General features: G+C 37.3%; 21 protein-coding genes and 2 other annotated features. Of the genes, 8 read left to right on the top strand and 13 right to left on the bottom strand.

The window, feature by feature from the left end; genetic code table 11:
* Positions 1-128: 128 nt before the first annotated feature.
* The 3 genes from AUO94_RS15965 to AUO94_RS15955 all read right to left on the bottom strand — a co-directional run bounded on the left by AUO94_RS15965 (position 129) and on the right by AUO94_RS15955 (position 2,563).
* Complete coding sequence (locus AUO94_RS15965) at positions 129-671, bottom strand: GNAT family N-acetyltransferase (protein ID WP_237150138.1); 543 nt, start codon at positions 669-671, stop codon at positions 129-131.
* A complete protein-coding gene (locus AUO94_RS15960; protein WP_058385161.1) occupies positions 671-1,390 on the bottom strand; it encodes a nucleotidyltransferase domain-containing protein in 720 nt (239 codons plus the stop codon). The genes AUO94_RS15965 and AUO94_RS15960 overlap by 1 nt, the downstream gene beginning before the upstream one ends.
* A gap of 84 nt (positions 1,391-1,474) precedes the next feature.
* Positions 1,475-2,563 (bottom strand): hypothetical protein, encoded by a 1,089-nt coding sequence (locus AUO94_RS15955; RefSeq protein ID WP_058385160.1) that lies wholly within the window; start codon positions 2,561-2,563, stop codon positions 1,475-1,477.
* A 153-nt stretch (positions 2,564-2,716) separates the two neighbouring features.
* Here AUO94_RS15955 and AUO94_RS15950 point away from each other — a divergent pair, with 153 nt between their 5' ends.
* A complete protein-coding gene (locus tag AUO94_RS15950) occupies positions 2,717-3,040 on the top strand; it encodes a hypothetical protein (RefSeq protein WP_058385159.1) in 324 nt (107 codons plus the stop codon).
* Between the two features lie 307 nt (positions 3,041-3,347).
* Here the strand turns inward: AUO94_RS15950 and AUO94_RS15945 are convergent, their stop codons facing one another.
* The 4 genes from AUO94_RS15945 to solA all read right to left on the bottom strand — a co-directional run bounded on the left by AUO94_RS15945 (position 3,348) and on the right by solA (position 7,500).
* Entirely contained in the window at positions 3,348-3,629 is a 282-nt protein-coding gene (locus tag AUO94_RS15945; protein WP_218916860.1) for a hypothetical protein, read from the bottom strand.
* Between the two features lie 278 nt (positions 3,630-3,907).
* Complete coding sequence (locus AUO94_RS15940; protein ID WP_058385157.1) at positions 3,908-4,846, bottom strand: magnesium transporter CorA family protein; 939 nt, start codon at positions 4,844-4,846, stop codon at positions 3,908-3,910.
* 522 nt (positions 4,847-5,368) lie between these two features.
* Positions 5,369-5,839, bottom strand: a complete 471-nt coding sequence (locus AUO94_RS15935) for a hypothetical protein (RefSeq protein WP_218916859.1) — start codon at positions 5,837-5,839, stop codon at positions 5,369-5,371.
* 533 nt (positions 5,840-6,372) lie between these two features.
* The gene (solA, locus tag AUO94_RS15930) at positions 6,373-7,500 is read right to left on the bottom strand and encodes an N-methyl-L-tryptophan oxidase (RefSeq protein ID WP_058385155.1); all 1,128 of its coding nucleotides are present in this window, start codon (positions 7,498-7,500) and stop codon (positions 6,373-6,375) included.
* A gap of 447 nt (positions 7,501-7,947) precedes the next feature.
* Positions 7,948-8,173: a binding site (T-box leader), on the top strand.
* A 124-nt stretch (positions 8,174-8,297) separates the two neighbouring features.
* Positions 8,298-8,523 (top strand) — a binding site (T-box leader).
* A 57-nt stretch (positions 8,524-8,580) separates the two neighbouring features.
* Between solA and AUO94_RS15925 the strand changes: the two genes are divergently transcribed.
* On the top strand, positions 8,581-9,951 hold the full coding sequence (locus tag AUO94_RS15925) for an amino acid permease (RefSeq protein WP_058385154.1): 1,371 nt from the start codon (positions 8,581-8,583) through the stop codon (positions 9,949-9,951).
* Between the two features lie 656 nt (positions 9,952-10,607).
* On the opposite strand, the gene AUO94_RS15920 is transcribed toward AUO94_RS15925, so the two are convergent.
* Positions 10,608-11,147: a hypothetical protein gene (locus AUO94_RS15920; protein WP_237150137.1), complete on the bottom strand. Its 540-nt coding sequence runs from the start codon at positions 11,145-11,147 to the stop codon at positions 10,608-10,610.
* A 1,442-nt stretch (positions 11,148-12,589) separates the two neighbouring features.
* Between AUO94_RS15920 and AUO94_RS15915 the strand changes: the two genes are divergently transcribed.
* Complete coding sequence (locus tag AUO94_RS15915) at positions 12,590-12,931, top strand: SunI/YnzG family protein (RefSeq protein ID WP_237150136.1); 342 nt, start codon at positions 12,590-12,592, stop codon at positions 12,929-12,931.
* Between the two features lie 196 nt (positions 12,932-13,127).
* Here AUO94_RS15915 and AUO94_RS15910 read toward each other — a convergent pair whose 3' ends face one another.
* From AUO94_RS15910 to AUO94_RS15900, 3 genes are all read right to left on the bottom strand, one after another.
* Positions 13,128-13,307, bottom strand: coding sequence for a hypothetical protein (locus tag AUO94_RS15910; protein ID WP_058385152.1), 180 nt, complete (start codon positions 13,305-13,307; stop codon positions 13,128-13,130).
* 47 nt (positions 13,308-13,354) lie between these two features.
* Positions 13,355-13,723 (bottom strand): GNAT family N-acetyltransferase, encoded by a 369-nt coding sequence (locus tag AUO94_RS15905; protein ID WP_058385151.1) that lies wholly within the window; start codon positions 13,721-13,723, stop codon positions 13,355-13,357.
* A gap of 491 nt (positions 13,724-14,214) precedes the next feature.
* Complete coding sequence (locus AUO94_RS15900) at positions 14,215-15,564, bottom strand: transposase (RefSeq protein ID WP_058385150.1); 1,350 nt, start codon at positions 15,562-15,564, stop codon at positions 14,215-14,217.
* Positions 15,565-15,908: 344 nt separating this feature from the next.
* Between AUO94_RS15900 and AUO94_RS15895 the strand changes: the two genes are divergently transcribed.
* The 3 genes from AUO94_RS15895 (at position 15,909) to AUO94_RS15885 (ending at position 18,276) form a co-directional block, all read left to right on the top strand.
* Positions 15,909-16,343, top strand: coding sequence for a hypothetical protein (locus tag AUO94_RS15895; protein ID WP_058385149.1), 435 nt, complete (start codon positions 15,909-15,911; stop codon positions 16,341-16,343).
* A 425-nt stretch (positions 16,344-16,768) separates the two neighbouring features.
* Positions 16,769-17,596 (top strand): DUF2268 domain-containing putative Zn-dependent protease, encoded by an 828-nt coding sequence (locus AUO94_RS15890; protein WP_082707562.1) that lies wholly within the window; start codon positions 16,769-16,771, stop codon positions 17,594-17,596.
* Between the two features lie 269 nt (positions 17,597-17,865).
* On the top strand, positions 17,866-18,276 hold the full coding sequence (locus AUO94_RS15885; protein WP_058385148.1) for a GNAT family N-acetyltransferase: 411 nt from the start codon (positions 17,866-17,868) through the stop codon (positions 18,274-18,276).
* 247 nt (positions 18,277-18,523) lie between these two features.
* Here AUO94_RS15885 and AUO94_RS15880 read toward each other — a convergent pair whose 3' ends face one another.
* Complete coding sequence (locus AUO94_RS15880) at positions 18,524-19,627, bottom strand: DUF4179 domain-containing protein (RefSeq protein ID WP_058385147.1); 1,104 nt, start codon at positions 19,625-19,627, stop codon at positions 18,524-18,526.
* On the bottom strand, positions 19,602-20,150 hold the full coding sequence (locus tag AUO94_RS15875) for a sigma-70 family RNA polymerase sigma factor (protein WP_058385146.1): 549 nt from the start codon (positions 20,148-20,150) through the stop codon (positions 19,602-19,604). Before AUO94_RS15875 ends, AUO94_RS15880 begins: the two co-directional genes overlap by 26 nt.
* Positions 20,151-20,409: 259 nt before the next feature.
* On the opposite strand from AUO94_RS15875, the gene istA reads away from it, so the two are divergent.
* Together istA and istB are read left to right on the top strand one after the other, a co-directional pair.
* Positions 20,410-21,861 carry an IS21 family transposase gene (istA, locus tag AUO94_RS15870; RefSeq protein WP_058385145.1) on the top strand — a complete coding sequence of 484 codons (1,452 nt, stop codon included), beginning with the start codon at positions 20,410-20,412 and terminating at the stop codon, positions 21,859-21,861.
* Positions 21,861-22,586 (top strand): IS21-like element helper ATPase IstB, encoded by a 726-nt coding sequence (istB, locus tag AUO94_RS15865; protein ID WP_058386886.1) that lies wholly within the window; start codon positions 21,861-21,863, stop codon positions 22,584-22,586. Before istA ends, istB begins: the two co-directional genes overlap by 1 nt.
* The last annotated feature ends 93 nt before the right edge of the window (positions 22,587-22,679 follow it).

Genomic DNA, 22,679 nt, shown 5'->3' with positions numbered 1-22,679 from the left:
ATTCCAACGTTTAATCGTTTCTCTCTTTGGATAAATTAACAATAACTCTTGTGATTTTTATTCTCTATACTCCTTTTGGATGTTAGACATATTAATCTCAATAGCTTCTGTATCCATCCCTTTACTCGTTAAGCTTTATCATTATCTCGAGTATCAGACAAGCCTTTGTAAAAGCTAGGTTTTTTCACCATCGTAATAAAATCTGTAAAATTTGCACTAAATTCATTAACTTGAATAAACCCAAGCTTTTTGTATAAGTAAATGGCTCTCTGGTTAAATTTCGCTACAGTCAATCGAATAGAGTGACTATGATAATATTCTTCGATGACTTTAACAATATATGAGCAGAACTCATATCCGTTACCTCTTCCTACTAGTTGAGGATTCATCCCTAATCCCATATCAAAAAGGGGTTCTTCGTATACTTTGAATTTTTTCTCACTTGGAACTTGGGCGCTTTTACCGGTACAGAAGAAACCGATTAACTCGCTTAAATCATTGGTGATAGCAAAGTATGAACCATCCATCATTTCGGCCAGTGTCTCTTGCGTTAACTTATTGTTGTAAAAATCATAAGGAGAATCATACTCCCATTTCAATATTTCAACCGCTATTTTCCCATTCATGGCTACATGGTCTAACTTCACCTTCAGCACCTCTGTCATTCTCATTAACTTTTACCCGAAGAAAAACCTTCAAATAACCGTCCTCCATAAGGCAGTAAGACTTCGTCGATCAGTTGGATAATTTTTTGTTTGTTGTCATTTTTATAAAATTCCTCAAAAGCCTCAATAAAATAATTAGCAAATTCACAATCATAGTGTCTCAACGATCGAATTATCCATTTTGACGAACCACTCCATTGCTTGTTCGTTCGTAGTACAAATTCACTTATGAGTTCAGCTATAGCGCCAGCAGTAAAGATCGCTTCGGCTCGGTCATGACATCCGATAAAGTCATCGAGTAAATCGGTAATAACGTATCGTTTAGTATCGATGATTTGGGTTGGCCACTCTTTCGGACCCCTATCTAGTAATACCTCCGCTTCTGCTTTTACTCGCTCAATAATTCCATTGTCTTTTAAAACCACCCCTTCGGCTACCATCCTAGGCATTGAAGGTCTAGCTCTTTCGCAATCACTTGAAAAGTACTCCTTATACGAAGTCAAATTGTGAACAAATACTTCAATATTCCAACCAAAATCGATAAATGATTCTCGGTAAGAAGAACGTAACTGATGATCGAATACCACAATATCAAGATCAGATGTTGCTGTGGCCTCACCACGAATTACACTTCCTGCGAGCAATGCTGCATCACAGGAGGGATGATTCTTTTTCACAAATTGCTTAGCTGCGTTAATTGGATTCTCTTTATGATCCTTCTTCATTGTCTGAACACCTTCTTTCTACGCAATCTAAATCTATTAACAAATTAGACATGCAACGTGAACATAATTTTCTACTAAAATAAATTATTTCTTTGGTTGAAAATACAAAAGTTCATCAATTTGAGAAGAGGCTAAATCCTTTAGCTCTTCACAAAATACCGGTAACCTCGCTTCGATTTCTTCCTTACTGCCATATCGAATTTTTGTTTCCTCAGCAAGATCCTCTGAAAGCAAACAAAAATGGCTATAAGCGGTTTCCAGTAATTGAAGCAACTGCTCTCCTCTCACTTCACTAGCAATTTGTCGATTGCCGGCACTATAACCGGTTATATATCCTTGCGCAACCAACTTTAATTTAGCCGCACATGTTGAAAATTGATGTCTGCTGTAACGAGGTGTATCCGAAAGAGCGATAAAAAATGTCTCGTAGAGATTCATAAAGTTGCCGGCCATTCCTCTTGAATAATAGATACTAGGATAAGAGTCAATTAGACATAACCCATTTTCATCAATCAAAATATTTTCTGGCGAAGCATCTTGATTAACAAGTTGCGGTTTCGTAAATGCTTTTTTTCTACTAGTCACAGCTAATTGAAGTGCTTTACTAACCACACTGTCTTCAAACTTCGGATGTGCAAGGCAAAGCGTTTGATAATCTGCTAAATGCTCCTTGCTTTCTTCTTTCAAAAATTCGTGTACATCTCCATTTAATGTGCCTTTTAGTCCATTTTCTTCTGACCAAGTTAGATAACCAAAACCACTCAATCCATGTGGAATATCTTCTGTTTTACGTTGGATTGATCCGACTTTACTGCCTATCTGAAAAGCCGCTTTTTCTGTCATACTGTGTAAATCAATTTGTTTTCCTCTAAATGTTTCTAACGTGTAAGTCAGCTCAGACGACACATGGAATTTAAAAAAATCCGGTGCCGCCCCTTTTTGAGCTTTATTTACAGCCCAGTAGTAGAGTTCAGTGCCTGCATACTCTGCTTTAAATGCCTCTTCATCAAACGAGACAGATTTTCCATAAGCAATCGCTTTTGGAATTCGAAGCACTAATTTTTTTTCTTCTCTACATACTTTCCAGGCATAATGCCAGGCTCCTTCACCGAGAAAACTCGCTCGGTTGACTCCAGCATGCACCAATGCTGCTTGTAATTTAACTTCAATCATTTCTTCTCTTCCTTTCTTTTTTTCACGACATTACTAGAGGCTCTAATTAATCTGCTTAATATTCTGTTTTCTTGAAACCTTTTTTCTATTGTAACGTAAAGAATAACTAAATAGATTAACATTTATTACAAAAACTATAAAATGGAGGTAGCTATGAAAAAAATATTCATAATTCTTTTAACCCTTTCGACTATCGCATTTGGCAATTGGGCAAGTGCCTTTGCTCTACAACTAGCTTTCTTAGATATTGCAATCCCATTCGCAGGGTTGGCCTTAGCCCTCGTTTACTTTTTTAAATCTAAGGGTGGGATGACGAGTCGTCGATTAGATATGTCAATTCAAGGACAAACAGGAATTCGAATGGAACAGAAAGTTCACGTATCAGAAAGGTCTTATATTTTTATTGGTTCAGTCTTATACTTCGTATTGGCACTCGGATTTACTTTCTATACGTACCGAGAGTATTTCTTGACTTGACTAAATGTATCCGTTCATAAATTAAAAAAAGGACACCCGTTGTAGACATCTCTACTCCTTCTTACTATATTTAAGACTTTAAAAGGCTCATAGAAAAAAGGATAGAATGGCTCATAAGTGAGCTGCTATCCTTCTTTTTTTCGTTTACGATCCGCTTTTGTGTAGTGCAAAACTCCTTATAAAATCTCGCTGAATCTTTATTTTTGAAACCACCTAACAATACACAACCAAAAGCCAGTCTGGCAATAGTAGGTAGTGTCGTGCTACTGTAAAGCATGAGATTGATGTGCATATTAACTACAGAAATCTAGCTTTCACTATTCGGCAAATAAGGTATAAAAAAGACTAAAATAACAAACGCCAGTAAGCTCATAGCAACAAATTCAATCCAATCGAATGAGTGATCCTGCCATTCTTTTGTTTCGAGAATAAATTTCGGTGTGTGCATCAGCAACCCTATTATCACCGGAAACAAAAAAGTGTAAGCTCGAAGTGGATAAAGAGTAAATGTTGTTCGCGATTTTGCAACAAGCTGTTCTTGAAAGTATAGTCCCAAAATAACTACAATTCCAATAACGAATGTCCACATAAAATAGCAGGAAAATGGTTTCATAAAACTCTCCTGCCCTTTATTACTAAATAAATACTTCAACATACTTCTATTTACGTATTGAAAAGTTAGAAAGTTTCTTCTATTCAAAAACGTTTTCTATTTGATAAAGGTTTAAGAGTAAACAGATATTTTTCTTTATTCAGCACCTAATTATTACTTAATGCAAAATCACAAATTTTCCGTTAAAAGGTCTCTTCATCTAAAAAACAGCCTGATTTTTAAAAATCGGCTGTTTTGTTCGCTATGTGTCGTTATTAGAAGATTCTTCTTTTCCACAATGCCCCCCCAATTAAGACAACCAAGATCAACGCTATTAAAAGTGTACTAACCCATGAAGTCGAGTCAGTACCCATTGCAGGCAAATCTACATTCATCCCGTAAAAACTAAATACTAATGTTGGAAGAGTTAAAAACACAGTAAATAGCGTTAGCGTTTTCATCGTATTGTTCAATTCGTTTGATATGAGCGAAGAATATGAACTTGTGATGCTGTCCAAAATTCTCGTATACAATTCGGTCGTTTCAATCCCTTGATTGTTTTCTATTTTCACATCTTCTAAAAGATCTTTATCGTCTTCGTACAACTTGATCGAATGGATACGAAACAGTTTGGTTATGACGGTTGCATTTGACTTTAACGAGGTGAGAAAATACACCAAACTTTTCTCAATTTCCATTAGGTCATAAAGTTGCTTGTTTGTTAATGAGTCACGCAAGTTACTTTCTATTTTAAGGCGATGCTTATTAAGGTGTTTTAAGTTGTCCAAATACTGGGTTGATATGGACAATAATACTTCTAAGGCAAATCGACTTTTCATTAAGGTGCTGACGTTTTTCTTAATGAGTCCGTTTAAAAAGTTACTTGGCTGCTGACAAACCGTGACGATGTAGTCGCTCCCTAAGATAATGCCGATAGGAATAGTGATATACGAATTAAACTGGTCGTTGGTCACATCGACGATTGGAAAGTCATTAATCAGCAACGTGCTATTCGTTTCTTCGTCATATTCAATACGAGCACTTTCTTCCAAATCTAATGGATCTTCTAAAAAATCCATTGGGATCTTACAAGAACGAGATACTTCCTCAAGTTCTTCTTTTGACGGTGCGGTAATATTGATCCAGCAATTGCTTTCGAATTTTTTTATTGTTTTTAATATTCCATCCGGTGAGGATTTATAAATGGTTAACACGCTTTACTTCCTCTCTATTTTAATCGCACAATTATTGTCGATTCGACTCTTATTTTAATACTAACCGCGTACCATAGAAAACGGTCTCACTTTCTTTTTAATTTTAGCAATAAAAAATAAAAAAAGCAGGTGTTCAAAAGAAAAAAGGAAAAGATGTCGAGCTTTCCCTTATTGTATGTTTGTTTAAATGAGCATAACCTACTGAAATGCCGACAGAGACTGAGCTACTTCTTTCAGTTGCGCTCAACTTCTATAAACGGACTGTATTCTTTCTCCGTTCGCTATAAATACTCTATCCAGCACCTATTACGTAGCAGATTAATAGCAGTAAAATAAAAGTCAATGAATTTTAAAAAAAGCAGCAACTTTCCTATGAAGCTTCCTCCACCGTTGAATTTTTTTAAGTCATCAGAATGTCTCTACTTGCTTTAGGTGCTCTTCCGTATGGAATCGGTTCTGTATTTAAAAGTTTGCTTCCTACTCCTACGACATTCCTTGGCATATTTCGGAGTACGTTCACTATCAAAACTTAATATTCCAATCGGTTTTTAATTGAGTTAGCAAATCCTTTGGTGGATTTTTGATAAAATACGAAGTTCCTTCTTTGTCTACTTGAATCGTTCCATCTTGATAAAAGAGAAAAGGCAGAATATCCTCACTTTTACTGTTGACACTTGGTTTGTTGTAAAGCAACACACGGTAACTGCCTGACTGTTCTAGTGTAGCGGTTCTTTTTTGAATCTCTTTTTCGTTTGGTTCAAACAATTCTTTCCCATTTAACAGGTCAATTAACTCATTAGCCCTATCTTCACTTTTGACGAAAACCTCTTCATAGCCATCCGTTTTGACCAGTGAAGAAGCATCGGAAACCAAAATTCCCTCGTAACCTTTCGAATTTTCAATAACGAGCGTTTTTGAGACATTCGTATTTGAACATCCACTTACCAACAGAAAGAGTACAAAGGGGGAAAAAACCAAAAATAACTTATTCATCGCTTTCATACAAATCCTCCACTTATCGAATAGATGATTTTAGCATATCACTAATGGTAAAATTTACAATGCTAATTGTCACTTTGAGAAATACCGTCTAAAAGGAGATAACTATTGTCTCACTTTACGTCTCAAGTTAAACAGAAAAAAGGCTCATCTTTATCACTCAATTGAACCTTGAAAATAAGAATTAGAATAACTATTAAACACAAGTAACTCAAGGCGAACAAAGCTTATGATCAAAACGATATACATTCTTTGTCATCCTAATTTGGATAGTCTTTTCCATTTACGAAATCAAGTTATCCTATTTCTGTCAAACTCCATTTAACATGACCATTTATACAACTCGCCACAAATTCTCCTTTTTTTAAAAAACAACTCACTCTTTTGAATGGATTGAAGCACAGACTCTATTCGTCAATTGGCATGATTTATTTGAATAGATTTTCCCAAACTTATAAGTAATTAAGAATGCGCTTAGCTCCTCTCTTTGCGCCTAAACACGAACTACGGTTGCATAGTTCAAAACTTTAGTTGAATCGATCCAGTGAAAATGGTGCAATGTTTTGTTCAGTCTTCCCAGAACTGATCAATTCACTCAAAATTTGACCAACGGCACTGCTGAATTTAAAGCCGTGTCCAGAGAAGCCTGCAGCAATAGCGACGTTTGAGTAGACTGGATGTAAATCGATAATAAAATCTTCATCAGGAGTCAATGTATACATACATGTTTTTCCATACTTTAGTTTTTTTACTGAAGGCATATAATGATTTAAAAAGTTTCTTAGATCTGTTCTGTCTTCATCTAGCTGTCCAAATTCTGGGATGGATTTGTCTGGATCAATTGATTGTCCTCCATCGTGGCGGCCAACTTTTAATCCGGAACCATCAATGCTCGGAAAACCATAATAGAATCCTTGAGATGTCGCAAACGTAAAAGCTGGAAAATTCGTATGATTGTATAGATTTTCGCCAGCATCAAACCAAGCAAATGTTTTTCTTACTGGATTTAACGGTAGATTTAACCCCAACATGGAAAAAAGGTCTCGAGACCATGCGCCTGCTGAAATCACTAAAGCATCCGAGCTAAAAGTCTGAGCCTCAGTTTTGACGGTAACTCTTTGATCATGAACCGATAATTCGTTCACTTTACTATCCATCAAAAGTGTAGCACCGTGCTGCTCTGCAAGTGTTCTATATGCTCTAATACACGACTCGCATTTTAGTATGCCGGATGCAGGTTCAAAACATCCGATGTACTTGGCAGGTATCGTTATGCCGGGCCAACGTTTGTTCACTTCAGGTGAAGCTAGAGTCTCAAGTGGTAACGAATAGGTTTTTGAACTCGAGATGATGTTCTGGATAAAATCAGTTTTTTCATGGCCAACGTTTAACACACCAGTGGCAGAAAATAATGATATTCCCGTCATTTCCTCTAAGTCGTTCCATAATTTTTGAGCCTGAAGTGCCAAAGGGACGTATTCTCCACCTTCTCCATATGCATGCCGAATGATTCTTGTTTCCCCGTGATGACTTCCTTTATTGTGCGGGGGGCTAAAAGAATCTAGTAATAACGTTTTCTTTCCGCTCTTTGCTAAAAAATAACCTGCTGCCATTCCCATCGACCCTGCTCCAATTACAATTACGTCATAATGCATCGCACGTCCACTCCCATCAAAAAAGTAGTAAAGATCAGGTACTGGATTGTCTTTATAGCTTTTCGATCAGCTAGAAAACTGAATCAGCAATCGACAAATTGAAAAAACTTCTCTATTATCAGAATACGAGTACGGCCATATTAAATCAAATCGCTGTCGCATACAGCAATCCGGTAAATAGCGCTAGATACACATATACCCATCTGTTGTGTATTTCTCTAACAGTCCTCACTATTCTTTCTTTATAAATAAGGTAGTTTTTAAATTGCGCAATTTGTCACAAAAACTAGAAAGTAGGTTACCTTTTTTATATTCAACGCTTAAAAAACATCTCTGAAATTCACATGATGTCTTTGCTTAAAATTATTTCAAAATAAATGATTGACAAGATTAGAAGCTGTAAGTATAGTGTTGAATAACAGTTAAAACTTTTCTTATATAGTTTAAAGAAACGCGATGAGTAGGAGTAGTAAAAGTTTATTAGTTGGTCAAGAGAGCTGCGGGTTGGTGCAACGCAGTCCACTAATGCTTTGAACTTGCCTAGGAGTGGTAAAGCACATAGAGCTATCTATACGCTTTAACGATTCACCCCCGTTACAAGGTGGTCAAGTAGGGTTCATAAAGAACCAATTAGAGTGGTACCGCGGTTTGCACAAGGCATGTCGTCTCTTCTTTCATGTACTCATGAAGGAACAGACGACATGCCTTTTTTGATTTTGTATTTTGGAGATATTTTGAAATGAAGGGTCAAGGGCATTAAAACGAGCACGAGTACTTAAACTAAAAGATAATTTTAAAGAAACGCGATGAGTAGGAGTAGTAAAAGTGTATTAGTTGGTCAAGAGAGCTGCGGGTTGGTGCAACGCAGTCCACTAATGCTTTGAACTTGCCTAGGAGTGGTAAAGCACATAGAGCTATCTATACGCTTTAACGATTCACCCCCGTTACAAGGTGGTCAAGTAGGGTTCATAAAGAACCAATTAGAGTGGTACCGCGGTTTGCACAAGGCATGTCGTCTCTTCTTTCATGTACTCATGAAGGAACAGACGGCATGCCTTTTATATTTTAGGAGGTAAGAAAATGGAAAACAATAACGAGAAATTGCAGAGAACGATGACATCACGTCATATCATGATGATGGCATTGGGTGGTGCTATTGGCGCCGGATTATTTAAAGGGAGCAGTGCAGCCATTGATATGGCAGGTCCAGCCGTACTTATTGCGTATTTAATAGGTGGTATTATTCTATTATTTGTTATGCAGGGCTTAGCAGAAATGGCCGTCCGCAACAGCGAAGCAAGAACTTTTAGAGATTTGGTGCAATCGATTTTAGGAAAATATCCTGCTTATTTTCTGGACTGGATCTATTGGAAGATGTGGGTATTAAATATCGCAGCTGAATCAGTAGTTGCAGCTATTTTCATTCAATATTGGTTACCTAATTATCCGATTTGGATACTCGCATTATCTGTTTCCATATTGGTTACAGTCATAAACTTGTTATCCGTAAAAGTTTTCGCGGAAACAGAATACTGGCTGGCATTAATCAAAATTGCCGTTATCGTAGTGTTCATTGTAGCTGGGTTAATCCTATTACTCGTCACATTTGGTAACCACACAGCTATTGGTTTTTCTAACTTAACAGACCATGGTGGTTTTTTGCCGAATGGACCCTCCGGTTTAGTCGCCGCTATGCTTGTTGTGATTTATTCTTATGGAGGAACTGAAATTATTGGTATTACATTAGCCGAAACCAAAAATCCAGAAAAAGCTGTACCAAAAGCTGTAGGTGGCACACTTGTACGCATCATTTCCTTTTATTTACTTCCATTTTTTATTATTGTCAGCTTAATTCCTTGGAATGAAGTAAACGGAGTACCGGAAAGTCCGTTTGTTATGGTATTTAAGATGATTGGTGTACCAGGCGCTGATCATATTATGAATGCCGTTGTCATACTCGCTATTATTTCATCTATGAATTCGGGCTTGTATGGCTCATCGCGCGTCCTGTATACGCAAGCTGCAGATGGTCGTATTCCTAAAATCTTTGGACATTTATCAAAAAGGAAAGTACCTGTCTACGCCATATTCATGTGTACAGTTGCTTTATATGCGGGTGTCATTATTTCTTTATTTGCAGGCAGTAAAACCTTTGAGTTCTTAATGGGTTCACTTGGCTATACCGTATTATTTATTTGGCTAATCATTGCGGTTGCACACCTAAAATCCCGAAAAATACATCCAGAAAAAACGAGTGCCTACGCAGTAAAATGGTTCCCCTACACAACCTGGGCAGCCATCATCGCTTTGAGCGCTATTCTTATTGGAATTGTTGCCACAACTCCTATAGTCATTACAGGTGTTACATTAAGCATTTATATCTTTATTACGCTAACATATATCTTCAAAGGTCGTTTTCATGAAGATAAAAGTGAAAACCAAATTTTGTAAAGGAACTGATGGAGCGTTCTTTTCGTCAATGACTTTGTTAAAAAACTTGCGATTTTCACCGTTTAAAATCCGATTCTCTATAAAATTATTATTCGTTAATTTTGACATTAATGAAAGATTTGAATATTTGTGTTAAAATTCAAATTAATCAACTAATTGAGCTTGAGAGTACTGCTTTTTGTAAATTAAAATACAATTATTCAACCAATTCACTGAAAGGACGTGCTTAACGTATGTGGATTTTTGTCATTCCGATAACTTCTCTATTGGCTTTCGGAGGATTTATAGAATGGAAACGTAAGAGAAGAAATGATCTCACTCATAAAGTGAGCAATCCCCACACACGACCTGGAGAAAGTACAAATTTTAAAATGGGCGATAATCATTATACTAGCGGTGGAGAGTAAGTTCTATTTTCTTCATAATAGGTTCATTACTGGAGCAACAAAAGCGTATTCGAAGAAAATCGAATACGCTTTTGTATTGGTCTTCACTATAATACTAAAAGATTTTTCGTAAAATATACTTTGCAGACAAAAGAGAAGGAAGATGCTGATCAAAGTCTATTTTTTCTTTCTATTCGAATAGCTTCCAATCGACTGCGATATGTAAATCCCAATTCATTGGAATTCAATATGCGTCTTCACCATGACCTTCTATAATACACGTTCCCCTTCATTATCTATCAATTTGAAATGGATATCAGTCGATGTTCCTCCACCAATATGTTCTTGGACATCTGTTACGTCGAGTAATTCATTTAAATGCACAGTTTTTTCTTGATTAGCTTCTATAGTGATACGATACGGACCGGCTAAATTCATAAGCGACTCCAATTCTACAGTCTCTTCCATAAAAATAGTATCTATAAACTCTAATTCAAATGATACTGCCTCGTCACTCCGATTATGCAAGATAAAATTACACTCACCACTCATTTTTTTATCTACCAACTCCAAATTACATTGGCCATTATGGTCATAAGATATTGCTGCAACCCCACTTGCTAACGTTTCTTGATACGCCGTGATAAGAAAACTGGGTAAAATTGCATATGCAAAGGCAACTAGAAATAGTATTCGAAATTGATATTTTTTTAAGCCTTTGAAAAGTAAAGTTAAAGCGGCGATAAACAAAATCGACCCTATTATTCCAAGTAAAATATAACCATCTTGATTGAGGATTGGAAACGACATGAACGTAATACGTGCGTCTACCATTACATTATTTGGAAAAGGAAAAAACAAATACATGCATATAGCTAGAATAATAAACGAACTAAAGAGTGCTAATTTATTTTTTATCATCTATCCTTATTCTCCATTTTGGACTCTCCTCTATAGTGTAAAAATACCAAATTTTCTCTATGGCCAATTCAAGTATGTACACTTTTTTCCTATTTTTTTATATACTGAAGTAATTACTTATTGATCTAACATCTTCTAATGATACAACCTCAAAACCTATAGCTTATTCTTTTTGTGCTATTCGTTAATTTACTCAGGTATTTTATCTCCTTCCATTAAATAAAGAAAATCAAATCTATGCCACCTTCAGAATCGCTTAAAAGTTCACTTGGCTATAGACAATAAAGAGAAAAAGCTGTCTTCCGCTGTGGCTCTTCCAATAATTGGTCAACTGTTAACTGACTATCTAATTGACCCAGATAATTATAAATCAGCGCAAATCTAGCTAAACTCTCGATTTTCTTCCTACTGTTTCCCTTTAATTTTACCATGTTAAACGGCCATTAAAAGAAAACTCTTTTATGCCACTCTTAGCTAATATTCTATAAAGCAAAAAGCCATAGCTTTAACTACTTCAAATCATTTTTTCGGAATTTACTTAATCTGTACATAAGGTTTAAAAGAGCTTCTTTTTAGCATCATTCCTTCCGCCAAGTTGCATTATGTAACTATTTTTAGTCAGCTTAACTCATAAAATAACTTCATGACAAATACATTTCCCAACAAATGACTTTAGAAGTCCCTTTTAAAAAGAGTGAATATTCCACCTTTATGAAACTTCACTCTTATTTTAGCGTATACAATAATAGAAGTAACCTAACATTTATTTCAAAAAATACAAAAAGGAGTGAAATGAAAACACTAACGAGTACTTTGCTAACTTTTCTATTTGTTCTTATTGCTTAATACAAAAGTCTTGAAAACAATTAATTTCATTGCAGACGGTATGCATTTTCTGCCAATGTTTGTTCACTTAGGAATTTTATCGATCTTTTTGGAGGAGTACGCTATTAAATGCATTCGCCGTATCCTGTACTGGATGATTGTGCCTCCATTATTGATTTAATGGTCCTGATCTATTGCTTTACGACAATTGCAAAACAATTTGCTCAAAAAAAATAGATGCAAGTATCTTCTTTTACACAAATGAAGAATGCAAAAGTGAACGATAAAGTGAATGAACTAGCCCCAAATCACTTTACGCCTCATTCCCATTTGAGAACTTCAAAAAAGAAAGGAAAAGTTCGTATTAGCTGCACTCCTTCTTTTTACTTCATTCTTTAAACAGTGAACTACTTTTGAAAAGTTATATTTGCAAGCTGAATACATGAATTTAACAATGGAATTTACCTTACTATATATAAAACTGATTAATAAGGAGGTCGAATATTTTGTTTGAGATATTTGTAAAAAAAGTTAATTCTGACATCGTCATTAAATGGCTTTTCTCAAAAGTAACAATTCCAATCGCTGATATTGTAGCCATTAGTACAGATGATACTTATGGCGGAAAAGAAAAGCAGGCAATAAGACTTGGAATGCCCTATGGCACGACAGATAGAGTGGTTATCATCACAAAGGAGAATATGTATATTTTGTTTACAACCAATTATGTTTCGATACAAAAAAAAACTCAACGCGTACATCAATTCATTTTAATAACTGGACTGTTAAAACCGTCGGCGCCTTTGCGCATTCGGTTTTTTGCGTTCTCAATCTATCGCCTAGCTTAATTTTGGCTAAAGGTTATGTGTGTAACGTGATCATTTTATTAGAACATTTATTGTTAATCCTTAAACAACAGTGAATCGTATGCATCTTATTACATTGAAAAACTCAAAAAATCTCTTCAACATCATTCTTATAAATTTAGTGCAATTAGCACTACAGCACCTCAAAACTAGTCTTATCTGCTGTTTAAAAGATAATTTAAACTTCCTTATGATAGCTCTTTTTCTGCACAATCAATCCACCCCCAACACCAATTGCTATGAATATGGATGCTGTAACTAAACGAACTGCAAAACTGTCTGTTAAAAACAAATGATGGGCAGCTCTTTCTAAAATTGTGGCGAAGATCACTATCCAAACTACAGTCCATTTTTTCATAAATTATCCTCCTATTATTGTTTTCATTTCTTAAAACCGAATCCAACTTACCCCCATAAGTAATGTACAAACCTCAGCTTCTGGCCATTCATTTCAAATTCTTCATTATCAATCCCCACTTGTTTAAAATCTTTTTTCTCCAATACCTTTTGAGACGCTTGGTTAACAGTCGTCGTTTTTCCGCGTATTTGTTTCACACTTAAATTGGTTTTTAAAAGCAGCTTCAATGCCTGATTCCCAATTCCTTTTTCCACGTATTCTGCGCCTATTCTAAATCCAATATCCGCTATATTATTTCGTTTATCAATATCGACTAAGTTAACCCTACCTACCATTTCTCCAGAATTATTTTTGATCAGATAAAAATTAGAAAGGCCATTCTGTTGTTCTTTAGGTGTTGCCATTACTAACTCCATATTTTCACTCCGTCTCAACCTTTTTCAATCATTAAATTTAGTATGGATAAACATACTATGCCTTAACATATTTTGAATGCAACTTAATTTCACTTTTGTTACATTCAAATCCTAGTGTCAACCCACTGACTTCTTTTGGATATTATTGAGGATATGTTCAGATTTTATCTAATCTAATTAAAAGCGAAACTCATACATTAAATATACTTAGACCTCCACACATTAGCTAGATAATTTTGGAAATAAAAGCGTTCTTAAAAGTACGGTATCACGAACAGAAAAGAAGAAAAGATACGCTGCGTCCGGCTTCTTTTCTTTTCTCTTCTAAATCTGCTTTTGATAAACAGGAATATGTTAACTAAAATAATTCGATATTTTTACTTTTAAATTTATACTTATTTACTCGAATCAATTTCATAATGCGCACTTTTAAAAAATCATAGAAGAGCCGAAAATCGATGATTCCTTAAAAAAACGAATGAAATGGTGAATTACGCTGCGATTGTTTGAAGAACTTTTAAACGGTCGATGGCGAGTTTGGATGCGTTATACGCTAACTGAACCAAATCGACATGCAATTTGGCTTTCTTTCCAGTGCGATGATAAATCTGATTTAAGAGGAAATACCCTTTCAAATAGGCATTGACCCTTTCAACGGCACTTCGTGCCTTGTAGAGCTGTTTCCATTTCAGCGAGCCTCTTGCCGGCGCTGTGTATTTGCGGAGATCGTCCGTGATTTTCTTTTTGTATACTTTTTGGCACAAGCTGTCGTGGGCTAACGGACAGTCCGCGCATTCGCTTGGCCTCGTATACTTAAGGGTTTCGTGCTTTTTATCGAAACTGTCATATCGGTAGCTATGTTCGCGGACGCAGGTCGGCGCAAAATGACGATCAAATCCAATCGGTTCTGGTTCGTTCTTTTTATTGTAGGCAATGACTGATTGGGCGCCCATCCGGTAAACTTGTTCGTAAATCGGAGCGTAGTCGTATCCGGCATCCATCGTGGCATAAGCGATTTTGAGCGAAGCCAACCGTTCCTGTATTCCTTTAAGCAACGGGATGGCGGCTTTTCCGTCATTCAGATTGCCCGAAGAAAATAGAGACTGAAGGATGTACTGGCTTTCTGCCCCAACGGCGAGATGGATTTTGAATACAAACCAGAACACGTTCTTTCCTTCGCTATTCTTTTTCACTCCCCATTCGGGGTGTATGGAAACTGAAGCTCGCAGTTCCGAAAGCAGAATATCCAGCTGATCGGCAATTTTTTTTTCATATAAGGGAAGACTCGCTTCTTCTTCCGCCTTTTCCGCCAGCCATTGTTCCCGTTCTTCTTTCTTTTTGCGGCCACGCTTTTTCGGTTCTTTTTCGACCGCTTCTTTCTTTTGTGGCGCACAGTCACGTGCCTCGACATGGGTGGCGTCTATGGCAACAATTTCATCTGAGATGAACCCTTCAGACATAGCCATCAAAAGAGTGCGTTCCTGGACAATTTCCAAGGCATCCGATTCGCTGACCAACGTAATCATACGTGAATAAGAAGCTTCCGAAGGAATCTCGTCCGATACCAAAAAGCCGCAGTCCACTTTGAAGCGCAAATCACTTTCCAAGCGTTTGACCAAATCTTTGATGAAGGGAATCCGTTCGGTGATCCGCACAATCAGCGAATAGATCATCGCCGCGTAATTCAAGGTTTGCGGTGGTCCGAAACGAGACTTTTTCGTCACAACATTAAGAATTGGATGGATATCAATTCCCGATAAAATTGAGTTGAACCGGTGGGTAGGTTCCAAGTCATATAAAACTTGCATGTCAAACAGGCTTTCTTGTCGTATAATAGGCATAGGGCAACTCTCCAGTCTGTTAATGTTTGTGTCGTAACTCTCATTATACAGGATTTGGGGAGGTGCTCTATTTTCTTAGGATTTTACCCTTAGAGCCGCAAGGGCTCAGAGTTATGAAATTGATTCACTCAAATCTTTTTAACGATTCATTAAAAGTTTGTTCATGACTTTCGGGATGTTTTCTAAAGGGTTATTCATTTGTCCGATAGCGTCTGTTCTAAACAAGCTATCATAAGAGCCTGTTTTAATTTTAGTTTATCGAATATTTAGAAACTTTTGCACTTCACTTACGTAAGCAACATATAGATTAAATATAATTTATTTCAAGAAAGGGGCTACGCATCATGAATAAGTGGTTTGCTTTTTTATTACTCTCTTCTGTACTACTACTCTCAGCTTGTAGCGATACTAATGATTTAGTTGGGAAAACTTTCGATGTTGCTTATGTGCCAGTACTCGAAGAGGATACTGACAGTCCAGATAGGTATAGCTCTATTTTGACACTAGAATTTTTAAACGAAAATACGATAACGAGTCCTGTCTACGGAGAAGGAACCTATGAGTTAACCGACGATAACCTTGTCCTTTATTATGAAAATGAAAATGAGTCTTTAGAAATAACAATTGGCGTTGCAGAAAGTGATAAAGATTTTAGTGAGTATTACGCATTAATCAATGACCTTGATTATCAGATTACTGATTCTGATAAAATAAGTCATTTCCAGAATCTAGCCTTTAAATTAGATAAAGAGAGGCCCATCGAATTTATAAAAGATTAAAAGTAGTTTTTTAGAATGGCGTTATAGAAAGCTGTTTACTTATCAGAAATTTACGTATAACAAAAAAGATAAACACATTGTGGTTTTAAGAATTCTAAAATGGACACTCTTTACGAATAAGAGGAAGGCAAAAGCACTTATACTAGCTTCTGTTTTCCCTCTTTGTTTTTAACATCATTTCTAGTTTTTTATAGGTGGTAAATTACTGCCTATAATTCCGAATATGTAAACTAGTTAAGTTTAAGTAATGAACAGAATATAACCTAAGAACGAAGGTATTCCTAGTTTCTTTCTTCGCCTTATGCTCGCTTATATAGCAAGCATCTAAGCTTTAGTCCATCTTTCGAAACAACAATTCAAATATTTATTGATTTACATTTATGGTAATTTAATAGGAATTTAGATTACATTCTGGATAGGAGTGATTGAAAATTAGTACCGAAAATAGAGTGGTTAAAGTGGTTCCTCGCCTTACCCATATGGAAACTTTTCTTAAAGCAATAGCCTCATATCCAGGAACCAGCAGGAAAGATCTATTCCTTGAAATATTCAATCTTTCAGAAGAGGAATTAGAAACAAGATCGTTTTTTGGCATATTTCATTTAGAAAGTGAGATTGGGATACTTGAATCGCAATTAAATAAGATGCACAGCCTTACTTATGAGAATTTTATAAAGGATGAATTAACGCTTCTCTGTAAAGAATTCCCGGTTTCAAAAGCGATAGAGTTTGAGTTGTTCATTCTTGATGAACAGGATCAATTTGTCAGAGAAAAACTTGGAGGGGTTTCAGCATTCACTGACTGGAGTGGCAAGCTATTTTTCGCAGTTTTTCCTGACGCTCAAGTTCGTTCAACCCTAAAGTCAGTAATTAACCATGAATACCATCATCATTGGCGAATGCACGCCTTAACTATTACCAAACAGAATCAAACGTTAATGGACCGATTGATCCTAGAAGGTTTAGCAGAACATTTTGTGGAAATCAGATTAGGCGATGCCTATCTTGGTCCCTATAAAGATGCACTAACCGAACAACAAGCCAAAGATTTATGGGAAAGTACATATAAATTATGTCGCACCGAACTAGGTGGAAGAACCGATGTCTACATGTTCGGAAGCAAGGAAGAAAAATTGCCTTTCTGGGGAGGTTATTCCATTGGATACTATCTCGTGAAGTGGTATCTGGAGAAAAACGAAGGAAGTTCTATTGAATACATGACATCCTTGTCTAGTGAAAATTTTATATTTTAATTCGTGTCATATAATTACAGCTATAACCCGTTTCATAAAAACAGTTGTGTCAACCGAAAAAGTTGAAATAGTTTGAATAATATATTATATTTATAAAATAATGGAAACAACGATTCTATATCTCGATGAAACAGTTACTCCACTTTTAATTTTATCTTATTATTTTAGAAATTAACTTAATTCTTATATCGTATTGTTAAAGGAGGTATAAGACAGTGGATAAATTACGTAAGTACTCTTCAAAATAACAATTTTGAGGAGGAAAAATAATGACTATAGTATTCAAAGAAACCAAGCAAATTGATCAGAAAAATTTACTAGTACTTTACGAAGATGTGGAATGGTACGCCTACACTAAAGATATCAATCAGTTAGAACAAGCAATATCAAACTCATTATACGTATTATCTGCCTGGGATGAAGAATGTTTAATTGGCTTAATAAGAATTATTGGCGATGGCCTTACAATTATCTATATACAAGATATCCTAGTATTGAATAGCTACCAAAACCACGGTATTGCAACTAAATTGATGGATCGTATTCTTGACAAATTTAAGGCTGTGCGTCAAAAAGTGCTGTTAACTGAAGAAGCTCCAAATGTTCGTCACTTTTATGAAAAAAACGGCTTTGATTCTTGTGACAAAGGAACACTTGTGGCTTTTGTAAAACTGACTTGATTGACCACTAAATCCTTTTCTTTTGGTTAGTTGTTGTATCAAAAAAAGATTGAAATGAGAAACTTTGTATATAAAAAAGAAAAACCTTCATAAAAATACACTAAACCCCAAATAGATCACTTCAAAGTAAGTGATCTGTTTGGGGTTTAGCTAAAAGAATCAAAAGTGGTGATTTATTTTCCGAGAATTTTTGGTGTGATGCTCATCCTTGTTCATCAAAGGCAAGTAAAAAATTCACTTGTGCATTCTAATTGCTTTCATTCTCTTCGTTTTCTTTTAAAACAGGAAAAATAGGATTATTATTAATTTTATGGGTACCTTCAAGCATATTAATTTCTAAAGCATCAAACTCGATCCGGTATGATTCTGGGGTTTCTCCGTTCATATGGCTAACATGTGCAAACGGATAAAACGTCAGTACCGTCGCTTCGGGATTTAAGCCTCTCATTGTTGCTGTCCAGAAAAGGTCCTCCTGTGTATTTGCTCCTCCGTAAGCAGTCCCCCCGTTGTGCGGAACTTTATAGACATTCCCTAAATTATCTTGAGCAATTAATTCGGCTTCTACAGCTCCCGACTCTTTTAATAACGATGGATCAACTAATTGCTGATAAGCAATATTCACCGCAATATCCGTAAAAGTAACTTCAGTAAAATGAACCGTCACGCCACTTCCCAAAACTTTTTCATCCAGAACGATAGGATCCTTCTTCAGTTGGTCCACCGCAAACTCAAACTTCCAATCTCCTTCAATCTCTCCTTTTTTAGTATAAAGGCTTGCTGGCTCCCAAAGTACATTGACTTGGGCAGCCTCTTCGTTAAGATGTGGAATACTGTTTATGCCAACCAGTATATCTTGTTTCATCTCCCACTCCATTGAAGTGCTTACGTCTTCTGCTTCCAATAATGTTGGAAATCCAGTAATATGAGTCGAGTCATCCAATTCCACATCACCCATGACCGTATACGTAAAGGTTACATTGGTTCCATCATAAACTGCCTGGTCAATAGAAATCGTCACTCCGTTACTCGTTTTCGACAATCCCACTTTTTCGCTGAATCGTTCATATTGTAATAATCCTTCTTCTTTCTCCGAAAAAATTGAAAATACACTGCCGATGATTGGCAACTCTGTCATATAATTTGCGAGGGCTGGAGATGCGGTAAGAGTTGCTACTGAAATGCCAGTAAAAAGGATAGATGCTGCTATAGCAGGAATTAGCCACTTCCGTCGCTTTCTTGCTTTTGTCCGAGCTGGACCAAAGAATGCGTTGCTAATAATCAAATCCAATTGATCTTCTGGCACTTCTATTTGCTCAATCGCTTTTTTAATTAGAATCTCTTTGTCTTTCATCTACATACACTCCTTTCAAGTTTTTTTTCAATAGTGCCATTCCCCGATGAATATTTGTCTTCACCGTTCCTTCTGGACATCCCATTACTTCCGCAATTTGCTTCACCGTAAAATCCTGAAAAAAACGTAGCATCAAAGCGGTTTTATATTTCTCTGGCAACAAATTCAAAGCATTTGCCACATCGAGTTGCTGGGCAACATCAATAGAAATAATATTTTCTGTTCTTTGTTCTTCTACTTCACTTATCACAATCAACTTTTTCTTTTTCTTGATAACTGCTAATGCTTTATTGATACATATCCGCGTCAACCAAGTCGAAAAGTAGGATGGTTCTTTTACTTGATGCATTGATTCAATAGCCTGAAGAACTGTCTGCTGAAAAACCTCGAGCGAATCTTCTTCGTTCTTCACGTATGTATAAGCCATCCGGTACAGTTTTTCTTTTTCATTTTTTAATAAGTGCTGAAGCGCCAAGCGGTCTCCTTGAATCGCTGCTGAAACCATCTCTTCATCATGCTGCATCCACCTCATCCTCCCTTTACTTATTAGATACATCTATACGTTGAAACGTTTCGTTTATTTTAATTTCCTATTAAAAATTTACCATTTCTTATTGACATACAATAGTTATACTGTGTAGTGCAATATAGAAGTACAGAGTTATGAAACGAAAAAGTACATAACGCTGCACTGTACGAAGGCACAAAAAAAAGACTTGCCGGTCTTCCAAAATTTCTCTACCGTAATTGGTGTCGAATCAATAAGGTGGAGGTTGAAAGGAATGCTGACAATGTCTGAAGTAAATTGTATCAAAGTTTTGCGGAATCAAAAATCATTATCTATCAATGCAATCCATAAAATGCTGGGAATCAACTGGCGCACAGCGAAAAAGTATGCCGATGGCGAGGATCTGCCGGAGGAGAAGGTAGTTAAAAAAGAAGGCATGATGCATGAGGAGCAATGGGGCGAGATCGTAGCCGATTGGCTATGGGAAGATGAAAAGCTGAAGAAAAAACAGCGCCGGACCAATAAAAAGATGTTTCAGGATTTGAAAGCCATGGAGTTTCCAGGCTCCTACCGAACCGTCTGCTATTTTATCAAAGAGTGGCGTGAGGGCCGTGAGGATCTGGAAGAAGAGACACGGGACAAGAACGCGGAACGACTGGAACACCCGCCGGGTGAAGCGCAGTTGGATTTCGGTTTAATGGAGGCGGTGAAAGAAGGCAAATATGTGGATGTTCACGCACTCGTCTTGTCACTTCCTTTCAGTAACGCCGCTTATGCAATACCGTTGCCAGGCGAGAACCAGGAATGTTTCCTACAAGGAATGAAGATGATTTTCAATCAATTGGGAGAAGTCCCAAGAAAAATTCGCATTGATAACCTGAAAGCCGCAGTCATCCGCCCACGTGGCCGTCATGAAGAGGCCGTCTTTACGGATGAGTTCCTCCGCTTCGCCAATCACTACGGATTTGAGCCACAGGCGTGCAATCCGGCTGCCGGCTACGAAAAAGGAAATGTAGAAAACAAGGTGAGTTACGTCCGCTACAATTTTATTACGCCGGCGCCTGTCATCGAAAACCTGGATCACCTAACGGGTCTGCTTAAAGAACACTTGGAAAAAGACCGAGAACGAACTCATTACAAGAAACAGGTGCCAATTAAAGATCTGTTGGAAGAGGAGTCTCAGTACCTTCTCGCATTGCCTGAAGAAGAGTACCCCGTGTTCAAGGAAGAAAAGGCGAAAGCGAATAAGTATGGCGAGATCCTGGTGGATCAAGTGGGCATTTACATACCGAAAGGCGCTAATTTTTCACAGCTGTCCGTCATCAAATACTGGGACCGGTTCAAAGTCGTCTCTCCTCACGGAGAGATTCTGTATGATGATTTTCGTCCCTACATGCATCGGAATCGGAAGATTCCTTGGGATGGCATTTTACGCGCTTGGCTCAGTAAGCCGCGCGCTGTTCCCTACTCCCGTTTTGCCCCTTATTTGCCAGGACGTATCCGGGAATACTTAGCGATAACGGATCTCGCCATTCGCAAAGAGCGCTTGAGATGGCTCATTGCCACACTTGTCCTGCATGACATGGAAGAAATCAGTGAACGGTTCTATGAGCTGTTAAGTGAACAGACCGAGGAGATGAAAGAGCCGGCAGGCCACCCGTTCGATGTAGACTGGTCGATTTACGATCAGCTCCAATCCCCCACCCACGCTGGAGGTGAGATATGATGACGGCTGAATTGAAACAGATGTGTAAGAGCCTGCGGCTGGCGCATGTCGCCGACATCTACGGGTCCATCGCCTTTGAAAATTCCGCTCAATTTGTGGAAGCGCTTCTGAATAAGGAGCTGCAGATGCGGGAAGAAGCGAAAGCAGCGCGGCTAATCAAGAAAGCAAAGTTCTTGCAGGAAAAGACGCTTCCGTCTTTTGAGTGGAGCGAAAAAATTCATTTTCCGCATCAGCTCGATTCAGAAGAACTCGTCAAGCTTCACTTCATCGAACGAAAAGAGAACTTGATCTTCACCGGATCCACTGGACTTGGCAAAACGCATCTGGCCACTGCGCTGGGTCATGAAGCATGCCAAAAGGGTTTTGAGGTACGGTTCTATCGAGTTTCAGATCTCGCAGAAGCATTGGAAAAAGCGTGGGCAGAAGGACGATGGGGACAATTCCGGAATCGATTCAAAAAAGTGGACTTGGTCATCTTGGATGAGATGGGTTATGTTCCTTTTAGCAAAGAAGGGGCGGAGCTCCTCTTTCAGCTCATTTCGGACTGGTATGAGCAAACGAGCCTCATCATCACATCAAACTTGGAATTCAGCCAATGGAATCGTGTGTTCAGTGATCCCCGACTAACAGCAGCGCTCGTCGATCGCGTCATCCATCACGCACATATTCTGAATTTTACAGGGGATAGTTTTAGAGTCTCAAACGCACTGTCGCGGCAAAAATAAATACAAAAAGGAAGGCTGGCAAGCTTCTGTATTTTTCGTTGCATTCTTATGCACTTTTCTCGGTTCTCACGCTCTTTTGGGGATGCTTCTTTT

The organism is Planococcus kocurii (assembly GCF_001465835.2).
Lineage (GTDB): Bacteria > Bacillota > Bacilli > Bacillales_A > Planococcaceae > Planococcus > Planococcus kocurii.
Note: the sequence above shows the minus strand (reverse complement) of the source record. Positions and strands in the feature narration are given on the sequence as shown.